15 protein-coding genes are annotated in these 12,029 nt (G+C 44.0%); 10 read left to right on the forward strand and 5 right to left on the reverse strand.

The window, feature by feature from the left end; genetic code table 11:
* Nucleotides 1-338: 338 nt before the first annotated feature.
* Both ACOTYN_RS24315 and ACOTYN_RS24320 read right to left on the reverse strand, forming a co-directional pair.
* Nucleotides 339-1,253, reverse strand: a complete 915-nt coding sequence (locus ACOTYN_RS24315; RefSeq protein ID WP_058687698.1) for a hypothetical protein — start codon at nucleotides 1,251-1,253, stop codon at nucleotides 339-341.
* A 2-nt stretch (nucleotides 1,254-1,255) separates the two neighbouring features.
* Nucleotides 1,256-1,771, reverse strand: coding sequence for a thermonuclease family protein (locus ACOTYN_RS24320; RefSeq protein WP_058687699.1), 516 nt, complete (start codon nucleotides 1,769-1,771; stop codon nucleotides 1,256-1,258).
* Nucleotides 1,772-1,985: 214 nt separating this feature from the next.
* On the opposite strand from ACOTYN_RS24320, the gene ACOTYN_RS24325 reads away from it, so the two are divergent.
* Genes ACOTYN_RS24325 through ACOTYN_RS24340 form a run of 4 tightly spaced genes read left to right on the forward strand, consistent with a single transcriptional unit; the run spans nucleotide 1,986 to nucleotide 5,199 of the window.
* Nucleotides 1,986-3,413 carry a DNA cytosine methyltransferase gene (locus ACOTYN_RS24325; protein WP_058687700.1) on the forward strand — a complete coding sequence of 476 codons (1,428 nt, stop codon included), beginning with the start codon at nucleotides 1,986-1,988 and terminating at the stop codon, nucleotides 3,411-3,413.
* 60 nt (nucleotides 3,414-3,473) lie between these two features.
* Complete coding sequence (locus tag ACOTYN_RS24330; RefSeq protein WP_000220758.1) at nucleotides 3,474-3,641, forward strand: hypothetical protein; 168 nt, start codon at nucleotides 3,474-3,476, stop codon at nucleotides 3,639-3,641.
* Between the two features lie 22 nt (nucleotides 3,642-3,663).
* Nucleotides 3,664-4,983 carry a DUF1173 family protein gene (locus ACOTYN_RS24335; protein ID WP_058687701.1) on the forward strand — a complete coding sequence of 440 codons (1,320 nt, stop codon included), beginning with the start codon at nucleotides 3,664-3,666 and terminating at the stop codon, nucleotides 4,981-4,983.
* Between the two features lie 12 nt (nucleotides 4,984-4,995).
* Entirely contained in the window at nucleotides 4,996-5,199 is a 204-nt protein-coding gene (locus tag ACOTYN_RS24340) for a hypothetical protein (protein WP_058687702.1), read from the forward strand.
* 63 nt (nucleotides 5,200-5,262) lie between these two features.
* Here ACOTYN_RS24340 and ACOTYN_RS24345 read toward each other — a convergent pair whose 3' ends face one another.
* Together ACOTYN_RS24345 and ACOTYN_RS24350 are read right to left on the reverse strand one after the other, a co-directional pair.
* Entirely contained in the window at nucleotides 5,263-6,468 is a 1,206-nt protein-coding gene (locus tag ACOTYN_RS24345) for a hypothetical protein (protein WP_058687703.1), read from the reverse strand.
* Nucleotides 6,465-7,283, reverse strand: coding sequence for a DUF4942 domain-containing protein (locus ACOTYN_RS24350; RefSeq protein WP_058687704.1), 819 nt, complete (start codon nucleotides 7,281-7,283; stop codon nucleotides 6,465-6,467). The genes ACOTYN_RS24345 and ACOTYN_RS24350 overlap by 4 nt, the downstream gene beginning before the upstream one ends.
* A gap of 643 nt (nucleotides 7,284-7,926) precedes the next feature.
* Here ACOTYN_RS24350 and ACOTYN_RS24355 point away from each other — a divergent pair.
* The 6 genes from ACOTYN_RS24355 to ACOTYN_RS24380 all read left to right on the forward strand — a co-directional run bounded on the left by ACOTYN_RS24355 (nucleotide 7,927) and on the right by ACOTYN_RS24380 (nucleotide 10,723).
* The gene (locus tag ACOTYN_RS24355) at nucleotides 7,927-8,307 is read left to right on the forward strand and encodes a hypothetical protein (RefSeq protein WP_001371925.1); all 381 of its coding nucleotides are present in this window, start codon (nucleotides 7,927-7,929) and stop codon (nucleotides 8,305-8,307) included.
* 57 nt (nucleotides 8,308-8,364) lie between these two features.
* Nucleotides 8,365-9,030 (forward strand): hypothetical protein, encoded by a 666-nt coding sequence (locus ACOTYN_RS24360; RefSeq protein ID WP_001447900.1) that lies wholly within the window; start codon nucleotides 8,365-8,367, stop codon nucleotides 9,028-9,030.
* Between the two features lie 59 nt (nucleotides 9,031-9,089).
* On the forward strand, nucleotides 9,090-9,545 hold the full coding sequence (locus ACOTYN_RS24365; RefSeq protein ID WP_000916941.1) for a hypothetical protein: 456 nt from the start codon (nucleotides 9,090-9,092) through the stop codon (nucleotides 9,543-9,545).
* Nucleotides 9,517-9,822 (forward strand): hypothetical protein, encoded by a 306-nt coding sequence (locus ACOTYN_RS24370; RefSeq protein ID WP_223152485.1) that lies wholly within the window; start codon nucleotides 9,517-9,519, stop codon nucleotides 9,820-9,822. The genes ACOTYN_RS24365 and ACOTYN_RS24370 overlap by 29 nt, the downstream gene beginning before the upstream one ends.
* A gap of 25 nt (nucleotides 9,823-9,847) precedes the next feature.
* Nucleotides 9,848-10,141 carry a hypothetical protein gene (locus ACOTYN_RS24375; RefSeq protein ID WP_001100635.1) on the forward strand — a complete coding sequence of 98 codons (294 nt, stop codon included), beginning with the start codon at nucleotides 9,848-9,850 and terminating at the stop codon, nucleotides 10,139-10,141.
* Nucleotides 10,142-10,318: 177 nt separating this feature from the next.
* The gene (locus tag ACOTYN_RS24380; RefSeq protein WP_001287391.1) at nucleotides 10,319-10,723 is read left to right on the forward strand and encodes an H-NS family nucleoid-associated regulatory protein; all 405 of its coding nucleotides are present in this window, start codon (nucleotides 10,319-10,321) and stop codon (nucleotides 10,721-10,723) included.
* 606 nt (nucleotides 10,724-11,329) lie between these two features.
* Here ACOTYN_RS24380 and ACOTYN_RS24385 read toward each other — a convergent pair.
* On the reverse strand, nucleotides 11,330-12,029 hold a 700-nt coding region (locus tag ACOTYN_RS24385; protein ID WP_057522223.1), incomplete at its 5' end, for an HNH endonuclease signature motif containing protein.

The raw sequence follows: 12,029 nt of genomic DNA on the forward strand, positions 1-12,029 counted from the left end.
CCTATCTCTTATCTGGAGATACAGCTACTGTCTGGTGTTTCAGGGGGCTACATCAGAATTGGGGAAAAAGTTGTTTTGTTAACTGCTTATGTCGTCATTTGCAGGGCTATTAACTATAAGTAACTGTCCTGATGGTTGAATGTTGCATATGTGATCTTTTATTGACTTAGATCAATGCAATTGGTGTGGTCCCCACCTGGTGCGGATGTGTGCATTTGTACTGATAACTAACTGTAACAGTTACATTTTTTGTTACATGTCGGTGTGATGAAAAGTCCGAAAACTGACTTATAGGAAAAACATTTTAAGTAATGGAGTGGGCTTTATTTTAAAGATAATTAAGTGTTAAGAGTTGTCTGTCTAACTACCCATGGGTTTTGGCGAACAAAATCACGTACTCCACTTATACATGCGCTTGAGATGATGTCAAAATTCGGGTGATTTGATGAGACCATATTCCCGGTATTATCAAGAAGCATAATAGTACCCAAAGACCGAACCAGTTGATATTCATTAAACTTATGCTTTAGCATAGTTTGTAATCTATAAATTGTTTCACCTGAACTGTTACCTTCTATACCTACAACGGAAACAGTGCAGTTAAGTTCCGCACTATCAGATTGATTGTCGTACCAGAAATTATCGTTATAATTGGTTTTCTTTGCTAAGTCGAGTTTACCAGGCCATTTTACCCAAGCAGAAGAATTATTTTTTGACCGGAAGATTTGCTTCAACTGTTCTATTGGTGCGATCTGTTCAACAGACCATGAAGAATTAAATTCGTTAAGCAATAACTCTGGATCAATAACAGCAATAAAATCAAATTCCTCTTTAGTAATAGAGCTAGCTCGATCTTTAAGATAAAAAAGGCCCAGTTTATAACCCTTGTCACTTTTCCAGTTTGCCCCTACAGGCTGATAGTCTGTATTTATAAATGGCTTAAATGTGTGTGTATCAGGAGAAAAAATCACTGATGGTGCCAGAGTTCGCCCTCGGTTTCGGATTGGACTTACATAAATTTTTTCTCCATCACTTAACATTTCTATGATTGCTTTTGTCACAACTACTGAAATAGAAGGAACACATTTAGTTTGATTTTCGTGCCCGACATGCGACAACCTTCCATCCTCACTCTTCAGTACCTTTGCAAGGCAAGTCGGGCAATACTGTTGGTCTCTATCATGAACAGGCATAGCAAGACGACCGGAATCGTTAAGTACCAACTGAAGTAACGGATGATCCTCTTTCATCATGGTCATTTCTTCTCTTTCACCTTTCTGGGCTTTTCGTTTAACTGTCTCCATTGCCATGGAGGGACAGGGTTGGGGTCTGCCCATAACCCCTTTGCATCCTTGCGTGCTGCGGATTCATACTTGAGGTAGCTCGGGACAATGGCGTTATCTTCGAACCGATATACCCACGCATATCCGCTGTCCACCATAGAAGCGTTAATGTCATAACCATCTAACCAAATGGTCCCTAACATTCGGCCATAGATATCTACACCATGGTCGTTCACGGTAATGATTTTGGTTGCAATAGCTGTGGTTAAGGCCTGCTTTGCTTTTTGCCCAAAAGCTTGTTTGGATTCAGGAGCGTCTATACCATACATCCGTATTTTGATGGTTGTATTTTGAGCATCCAGCGCAGTTATGGTGTCACCGTCAACAATCTTAACCACCTTTGCCTCAAATGTTGTTGAGTTCCCCCAGGACGCCGCAGGGAATACAACGATCATGATTGGCAAAAGTAACTTTTTTAGATAACCCATCATTTCACCTGAATTTGTTGAGTGCAGACATGTATACACAAGGCAATTCACAGGCACTATTTTAACAAGTCATAAATTCCTGGACGGGCTAAAAACATATCATTTTGCAACTTAAAGCCAGAAAAATCACAATGAATTTAGAACCTGTACCAAAAAACAATCCAAATTAAGAGTGTTAATCTATCTCAAAGATATTATTCCTGAGAGAGTTTGGATGAAACGTAACACTCATGATCAAGAAAAAGACCTGAAAGATGTGGGTAAAGCTCCATCTTTGATCCACAAAACATTGTTAATAGCATCGACCATTTATGATCTTAAATATCTGGCTCAGGTTTTAAATGATGAAAATGGCAGTAATTGGTCCCGTGCCTCGCTTAAGCGTCAGGTTAAAGGAAAGCCTGAGCATTGTGAGCTGAGTATCACTGATGGACGTTATCTACAGTCTTTAATTCCTTCCCGACCTACTAATTACGAGGACAGGAAATTTAGCTTTATCGATTTGTTTGCAGGGATAGGTGGACTACGAAGCGGATTCGATGCCATCGGTGGAAAATGTCTTTTCACGAGTGAATGGAATACTTATTCCAGCCGTACTTACCGGGCGAACTGGTATTGCGATGAGAACGAGCACCGCTTCAATTCAGATATCCGTGACATCACGCTTAGCAACCGGCCCGAAGTTTCTGATGAAGAGGCATACAAGTTTATCGATACATCTATCCCGGATCATGATGTACTTCTTGCGGGGTTTCCGTGTCAGCCATTCAGCATTGCCGGTGTCAGTAAAAAGAACTCTTTGGGACGCAAACACGGTTTCGAGTGCGACACTCAGGGTACGCTCTTCTTTGATGTGGCCAGGATCATCCGGGCAAAACAACCGGCAATTTTTGTTCTGGAAAACGTTAAAAATCTGAAGAGTCACGATAAGGGTAATACTTTTAACATCATCATGAAAACGCTGGAAGAGCTTGGCTACGACGTCGCAAACAGCGAAAGCATGGGCGCGGATGATCCTAAAGTCATCGACGGCCGTCATTTCCGACCCCAGCACCGTGAGCGTATCGTCCTTATTGGTTTTCGCCGCGACCTGCGCCTGAAAGACGGTTTTTCTCTAAGAGACATTAAAGACTTTTATCCGGACAAGCGCCCTTCTCTCTCCGATTTACTGGAACCGACGGTAGATAGTAAATACATCCTCTCCCCTAAACTCTGGGAGTACTTATACAACTATGCAAAGAAACATGCAGCAAAAGGCAATGGTTTTGGTTTTGGGCTTGTAGATCCTTCCAATGTTAATAGTGTCACCAGAACCCTCTCAAGCCGCTATATGAAAGACGGATCTGAAATTCTTATTGATCGGGGTTGGTCCCATGAGCTGGGAGAGTCTGATTTCCATAACCCGGACAATATGGATCGTCGGCCACGCATGCTAACGCCACGTGAATGCAGCAGGCTTATGGGCTTCGATAAACCCGGGGAAAGTGTTTTCCGTATACCTGTGTCCAATACACAGGCTTACAGACAGTTTGGGAACTCAGTGATAGTTGATGTCTTTGCAGCCGTCGCTAAATTGTTGAAGTCACGAATTGATTATGTTGCTTCCTTGCGATTGCGGAAGTCATACGATGAAGTGTGCTGAACTAAGCTCATTTATCAATTTAAATGCTTAAGATTGTTGTAATAATGTCAGAGGTCAACCATGACGTATTTCGAATCAGCTGAAGGTGAGACGGTATCTAAAGAACGAGCATTACAAGAACTGTCCAGGCATTGCGTTCCCGAAACAGATTTCGAAGAATTCTTTAGCGACATGGGCGTAAAGGAACAGTATGACGCTCAGGAAGTGTTGCTCTGGTTGGGATATTAAACTTCCTGTTTAGGAGACTACTATGAGCCAAAAATTCGCAGTGATGATTGCTTACGACGACGATCCAAACGTCAAAAGGTATTCACCTGACTTTCAAACGCAGGATGAGTTTGCTAAAGGGTGGCAGTCGGCTCTTAAAAAAGCACACCACACCTCAGGTCAAAAATCAGTCATCACCTGCGGATGTCGTGGAAAAGGAGAAAAGCGACTTTATGTTCGTGCTTTACCGAACGGTGATGCCTTTATTCTCGTCAAAGCCGCTAACACGGGCATTGAGCATGATCCTTCCTGTGTATTCTTCTCCCTTGATGCCCGGCATACCGGCCTGAAAGGATATGCGAGTGGTGTGGTCCGGATTACAACCGAAGGTGATATGGCTGTAAGGCTCGGTATCGGTATGACAGAGAAAGATCCTCCTGAAAAATCAGAAGTGCCTCCCCTGCCCCATCTTCAGCGACCAGAAGGTGGTCAGGCCTCAATGACCCTCCTGGGCTTGCTTAGTCTTTTGTGGACAGAGTCTGGTCTGAATGTCTGGTACCCGAAAATGGCAGGGAAACGTAACGATTCACTGGTACGGTATCGTCTGCTTGAAACCGCTAAACAAATTCGTACCGGCAGAGCCTGCATAGGTGACCATTTATTCATTGGTGTACCTGACCCGAAACAACCTGTCGCTCAGTCGCAGATTCAGCGTCTTTCATCACAGGCGATGAGTGATAAACGTCTCATGCTCCTGTCAGTTTTACCTCGCTACGATGCTGAAAAGCATGAGAAGCCACTTAAATTTTTACCCCTGCGGAATTTTGGGGGGCTACCGCTGATTTTTTTCAATTCAGAAGGCCATTGGGACAGCGTAAAGAAACGATTTTCATCGGAGTACGCAGCATGGAAATCCGGAGCGAAAATAGTTGTCTTTGCGTTGACGTCACCAGCTGCGGTAACCGGCAGAGGCCCTTCTGTAAGAGCTCATCAAATTGTGCTGATGCACGTTAGCGAGAACTGGATACCTCTGGACTCCTCCTATGAGGCGGTTGTTGCAGAAAAGCTGGATGCAGAGCACCGGCAGTACGTTAAGCCCATGCGTTATGATGCGAGTATTAGTGAGGTGTTCCCTGACTTCTACCTGCTCGACACAAAAAGCGATAAGCCGTTCCCGATGGAAGTATTTGGTATGGCCACTCCTGCTTATCTGGCCCGAAAGCAACTCAAAAAAGATTATTACAACCGTGAATATGGGCCTTATGGATGGTGGCACTGGGATGCGACCACAGCATCTGAAACTATGGTGCTGCCTCATTTTCCAGATTCACGCAAACCTCTTTCAACTGACACACCTGCTTAAAATGGAGAAAAAATGTCCTACATGCTTTCGCTAAGCGAACAGACAAAACTGAACGCTTTCCTGTCAGGGATCCTAGATGATTACAAGACTGGGGTTATCACTCAGATACAAGCTGTTGGTAAAATCGGTAACGTGTTTTCTGCTCTGGAAAGTGGAGACTCAAAAAAGGTAGTGCATTTGTTGACTGAAGGACGAAAACTCCTGCCGACGGGCTGAATGTCCGCAGAAGTTCTACTGTGCCAGGGGATACAGAGAAGTGTATCAACCTGGCTTCATTTATCATGATGTTTTTCTGCTACGCGGCTGTTTTGACTTTCCAGTACCTCCCCCTGCCATTGCACCAGTCAATGTATCAATGGTGCCTTTTAGGGATTCTGAGATTGTTTTCTCCGCCTCCAGGGAAGCTTCCAGCTTCATTACTTTGGCCTGGAGCGTTTTGAGTTCATTGATTTGTTCAGCCACTTCCGCTTCATAGCCCTGGCTGACCAAAGTTACTTTATTCAGGTCGGCGCTCAGCGACTCGTTTAGTTTATGGAGTTCAGTAAGCTCGGCATTCACCGCCACCAGGTCACCCTCCTTCCCGGATAGTGCACTTTTCAGCTCAGAACAAAGGGTCTGTGCAGCAATAAATTCCTGTTCAAACCTGTCCCTCTCTGCCTTTGTATCTGACACTGTCTGACTTAACTGGTCGCATTGTCTTAAAAGACCAGCATTATCAGAACGCTGAGAGTTGATCTCTTCGTTCAGTTTTTTTTGATATTCAAGGTGACCAGCGATCTCTGTTTTACGTTCAGCCAGTTGCTGGGAGAGTGAGTCATTAGACTGCTGTGCGAGGCTTAATTCATGCCGTGTGCTATCTAACTGGTGATGGCAGGTTTCGAGTTCTGCTTCGGCAACATTCAGCCTTGTTTCTAACTCCTTGACGGTACTGTCCCGGATCTCTAATCGACCCTGTAGCGCCTGATTCTCAAGTTTCAGCTCATCCATATCGGTAGCGCTTTGCTCAAGCCGCTGTAACAGCTGCGTTACCTCCTCCTCCAGCTGCATGCTACGTGCTTCAGCTTTTTTAACACTATCATTCTGTATTGCGGTATAGCTTCTACGGTAGTGCCAGGTGATGTACGAGATAATATCGCCGAGTGCAACCTTTACCTCATCGGGTATATCCAGGTAACGGGCCTCTTCAGGAACCTCTTTAACATACTTCTGGTACTCCGCGAACATCTCCTGTGACCTTGCAAACGAGCCGCCAACAGCGTTTCTGAGCCAGTGAACTTTGAAGCTCAGATCGATATTTTCCGGGTTAATTTCTTTCTCTTTGCACAGACGTTCGATTGCATTGAAGTAATCGATCATCGCGATAGATGAGTGCCTTGAACGACCCATTTCCTTTGATTTTTCAGTGGATTCGCTGCGGATGTCATTCTGCACCTCTGGCGGGGTAGCATCGTTCAGGCTTTTTTCTTTATCATTTTCGATCATCATTTTTTTCCTGCGGCCGGAAGCTGGTTTGCAAAATAAATGCTGATAAGATCGTTCAGAGCATTCAGAAGCGAGATACTGTCGATGCAAATGTGAACGTTTCCATTCTCAAACAGGCGACACCGCCAGCCATTCTCATCACTGACCTCGCCTGTGAATTCTGTATTTCTCATGGCCGTCAGCCTGTCGACCATACTCAGCCCACCGCCGGTTGCAGGTGTTGGAGTATCAGAACAGATGCATACAATATTCTCAAAGTCGCGTAAACAAAAGTGATTGTCCTGCGAGAAACCGTTGTACCTCAGCACTTTCACACCAGGAAAAATCCCCCGAAGAACAAGCTTTTTTGGCATTGTATATTGCCTGGCATTGCTTTTGAAACTTCGGTCTAGCTTGTTGAGAACATCAACGAAACCTTCTGCAAGCGTGTCTCGTCTGTTAGCCAGTGCATGCTGTAATGTTCCCTTAACAATCTCCAGGGAAGCGACGGGCGGATCCGTACGTAGGGATTCGTTAAAGGCTTCTTTTTGCTTATGGTTCCAGTACCGGTCCATACCTGTTTCTTCAAAGAGCCTTTTCCACGTTTTACGGTCAATTTCCTTACGCCCCTCCTCGATGGTGCGATCCAGTGACGACGGAAGACCAAATGCGTTGGGCTGCATAATTCTGCTGGTGAAGAGAGAGAAACCGCACAGTTCCGACGCTTCCGAGATTAACCGCATCCCTTCTTCGAATTTCTGCATGGCCATATCCCGGGCGCTGATGAGCCGCCCTGTCCGGCTCGCCGGTACTGGCTCAGAACCCTGGTTATGAGTCATTTTACACTCCATTTTGGTATGTTAGAACAATTTGAATTGAGCAAAGGTAGTTACCCTCTAAAACCTATAGAATTTACGTAGAAACGCGTTTAGTAAAGTCTTTACTAATTACTAATGACTAACATATTAGCACTTTCAGATATGCCAGCAACAACCCCAGCCAGTGAAATAATGTGATGAGCCCATTAAATGGGTGTAATCATTCTATCTGGTTGATATTTAAAGTTTTTAATTGTCAGCTTTATGTATGCCTGTGGGATTTACTCCTAATTAAATCCCATAGTATGAAAATTAGGCATTTGCAAACCTTAATGACGTGACGTTGTCACGTAAATCAATGGAATTTAGTCTCTAGTAAAGAGTTAACTAGTGACTAACTGCCTGATCGGTGTGCTTGAACGGTGCACTTCAGGCCGGATATAAAAATTGATGAGAGATATACAGAAAATGATGGACCGGCTTAATAAGCCAGCCTTTCTTGGGATGATTGATGATGTTGAACACGCTATAAAGCGAAAATGCCCCTTTTTAACCTATAGGTTGGGCACTATGAGTAAGATACAATCAAATCGCCAGTCAGATGGCTAATTTCATTTTGACCAAAGCGGGCTATTTCAAGCGTTATCGCTGAGACGAGGCTTCAATGACAAGTACACTTGACCCATCACACAAGCAAATTGAAATGTGGCGCAGAGCTACCGGTTCCGAAGGTGGACTCAACGAATACCGCAACTGGGTTCTGGAAAATAGTATGAGATTTACAGCATACGGTATCCATACCGTTATCGTCGAAGGTGAGGCGAAGCATATAACAGCGCTTGATGATGTTACCCTCTGTAACGAGTGGGCGAAGCTTAAAAGAGAAAACAATAGGCTTTACGCAGCAAATGAAAAAATTTGCTCTGGCTGGCGTGGTTTTGTGTTGCGTTTGTTAGGAATAACACTGTCATGCAGAAAACCGGTCATCTTACTGGGGGCAGACGCGAAGAATCAAAATGATGCCGTGAAAGGGGCTGATTTGTAATTTTCAGGCGAGCCCACCGTTCTTAGAAAGCTGTTCTATGGGTATGTAAGGAAGATAATGTTCTCTGAACGCTCAGTACACTTAATCACTTCCTGTACAAAGGGCAAGAATCATCAGGGCCACGTCTGGCCGACATTGGACATAGATCCAAAACAAACCCCGGACGACGCAGCATATGCCTGGAGTAACATTGTAGACGACGCCAGAAGTAATCAGGCGGTACCGGCATTGTCCTTGTATTCAGGTAATCACTGGTCTACGGCAAAGGAAATTTTAAACTCAACCAGAAATCTGGAGTTGTGGATAATCTCTGCCGGGATGGGGTTTTTAAATAGTCGAGATCGGGTGCCCTCTTACGAGGCGACATTTCATCAAGTACCATTCAGGCATGATCTCTGGTGGAAAGCCATCACAAAATCACTAGGAAAGCATAACCGTTGCGCAACTATAAGCCAGTTAATGCAGTCCAGTCCGAATGATGAATATTTGATTGCGGCTTCGCCTGTTTATATTTCTGCTGTCCAGAATGACATCCTGAAGGGCATTGAGAGTTTGACTCATCCTCTTACGCAACTAACGATCGTGACATCAGGGGCATATGCTGGCCCACTTGAAGAATACTTAATTAAGAGTTCTTCTAGGATGATGAAAGAGCTAGAGTGCAATATGGTGTGCCTGAATATAAAACTGGCTCAATACATACTTAAAAGTGGTAGTCGTTAGAACTAGACTGTTAATGATACAATTCTCCTGTTATTTTATTTTTATAAAAGGTCTCAAATATGCTCAAAAACAGATTTTCTTTATTGTGTCTTGCTGTGGCATCGTCACTTACTCTTACTGCTTGCGATGTAGTTGATGCTGCCTATGACGAGACTTTAAATGATAATGCACCCGAAATTGTAATAGCTGGAGGATTCAAAATTGATATCCAAGGTAATGCAGTTCCGGTTGAGGGATATGATAATTGCTCTTTGAATACTCTTCAGGGAAGCGTTGATACGGATAAATCAAATTGTATTGTTCTGGATAGAACACGTAAAAAAGTACCGGTTCTAGTTCATTTGTCATCCGGTCCCGTCAAAGAAGAATGGAAGATCGAGCACCAGGTTGAAAAAACCAAATCCGGCAAAAATTTCATCCAAACTCGTATGATTAGACCTGACGGTAACTTTGTAGTGCCTGCATCCTCAGAACGAGGGATCTTTAGTGGCAAACATTACAGTCAAGCCAGCTAAGTCAAGTCTATCCGTTCAAACAGAAAAAGGTTTCTTAAAAATGACGTTATCCGCTGCATTGCAAGGCACTTTTAAAGAGATGAGGAAAGACAATACAGTAGGCATCACAGTTCAAACTTGTTCAGATATTTTTGACAGCAATGTTCCTCCGGCTTATGTTTTCTGGCTTTATCGTCTCAAAGCGGGAGAAACTTTGCCGCGCGGAAGGTTCTTCAGAAAAAGAAAGCCAATCATCAATGTTATGGCAGTTGTTCATGATGCTGCATTCGAAAAATAACTGCGCTATCAGGAAAGTTACTTTTATGAACGTAATTGCAGCTGGAATTTTTTGCTTTATTTTTTACCCTACAGCTTTCGCTTATGCTTGTTATAAAAAGAGATGGCTAGAGTGGATTTTTCTTACTTTAATTATAATTTTTGCTTCTGCCATTTCGATTCAACAATACAATGAAGCGAATTTTGTAAGTGAGTTAAATTACCCTATGTTTATCTCCGCCATATATGGCCTGTCACTGGCATGGTTTCCTTTTCCGATTGCTTATGTTGTTCTGCGCTTCCTTCTTGATGATTTACAGCATGAGTACCCTAAACAGTGAGCAGATTTTAAGACTCATGAACAACATCGAAAGCACGAAACAGTCTGCACAAGGAAGATAAGGAGTATTCTTAGCAAGATATCTTTGTACCTGAAGACATAAAGCTGGCATCTTTTTCCTTATAGAGTGTATTATGATTAAGTAAATCCTTATCAAAGAATTAGAAAGTGAGGTCGTATGTCTGAAGCACTCAAATCGTTAAACAATATTCGTACTCTTCGCGCCCAGGGCCGCGAGCTGCCTTTAGAAGTACTTGAGGAAATCCTCGAAAAGCTTAATGTCATTGTTGATGAGCGTCGTCAGGAAGAATCATCCAAAGCTGCCGAACTGCAAGCTCGTCAGGAGAAACTTGACGCCCTGCGTAAGTTAATGGAAGAAGATGGTATCAACCCGGAAGAGCTGCTTGGCTCATTCCAGGCCAAATCTACGGCTACCAAGAAAAGCCGTGAACCACGCCCGGCCAAATACTCATTTACTGATGAAAATGGCGAAACAAAAACGTGGACTGGACAGGGCCGTACCCCCAAAGCTCTGGCAGAACAAATTGCAGCCGGTAAAAGTCTTGATGATTTCCTGATCTAACTTTTGCCACCAGTTTTGATAGAGGCCACTTCGGTGGCCTTTTCTCATACGGAATCAATTTCAGGTACAGAACATATGAAAAATTCAGAACCTAAGAGCTGTGATCCCTATGTGGACAGTTTGATTAGAAATGCAGATGCAAAGGAAGCCAGGTCATTTCTCAAAATATTGAAGCCCTTACCATTCCTTATCGTTATCATCGCTGTATTCTTTTTTTGGGTATCGTTTTCCCGTTTATTATCCCAGGTCGCGTAAAACCTTTTTAAAGACTCTTCTTTACCAGATATGCTCCCTCACCGGGATGGTTTCAACCTCTTCAGTTTCCCATATTGGCAAAACCTTCAGGAAATAAGACGATACCCTCCACGCTTTCCATTAAAGCGGGATGACGACGCCCAGTTCTTACGACCAGACTCCACGTTTTCGATTAGGATGCCTTTGGGCCCTTCTAACGAGGCCACCTCAACAACTCGCACTTTCCGGATCAGTCTTGGATCCACTTCTTCCCAGATCTGGCCAACTGTAATATCTTTTTGGGTTTGCATTTAATCTCTCGCTGTCATTTAGTGAACAAGACTAATCCTCGCCGTGGTTCAGCTTATGGCTTTATTTACGCTGACGATCCTTAGCCTTAAATTTTTGCCATCGTATCCGAAGGTTTTCGATGTTAACCGGAACCTGCATGCGTGTCGTCTCTATCTCATTCCCATGCCATTTCAGGAGATCATCATCCAACTCCCGGGCCTCCCGGCTGAAGTAAATTTTCATAGTGTCAGGGTTTATGGCGCAATGGTCATTGTCGAACAGTGTATGGATATCACGGCGAAGTAAAATTCCGTTCGTTACGTCGGGAATGCCTTCTTCATGACGTGGCGTTAAGTGCGCGGCCTCAGTACGCCAGGGGGACCTTACGCCGGTGACAACACATCGCCCGTAGCAATTCAACCTAACATCCCGGGCGAAAGGACCTTGGTCAGGACTGGTGACAGAAGTACATTCCTGGCCCTCTTTGTAGATACGCTTCGGGAAGTCGATAGTGGTTTGAGCTGTTTGGGAAAGTGACACATACGTAACCCCTTTGTATCTCTTTATCCCACCATTAAAAGTGGTAGGAATCGAGCTGGTTATGGCCACCAGTTTCACATCGCCCATTTCGACGATCTTAAGGCTCTTATTAGCGGCTACATGTAACTGGATGAATTTACCTACGTACACATCATGGTTCTCATCTTGTCTTTCAACACACAGGGGTCGTCTCAGAATTCGGAAAATAAAGCACGCTAAGGCGTAGTCACCCCGTGACTCC

Source organism: Enterobacter cloacae complex sp. IR5458, assembly GCF_049238025.1.
In the GTDB taxonomy this organism is placed as follows: domain Bacteria; phylum Pseudomonadota; class Gammaproteobacteria; order Enterobacterales; family Enterobacteriaceae; genus Enterobacter; species Enterobacter kobei.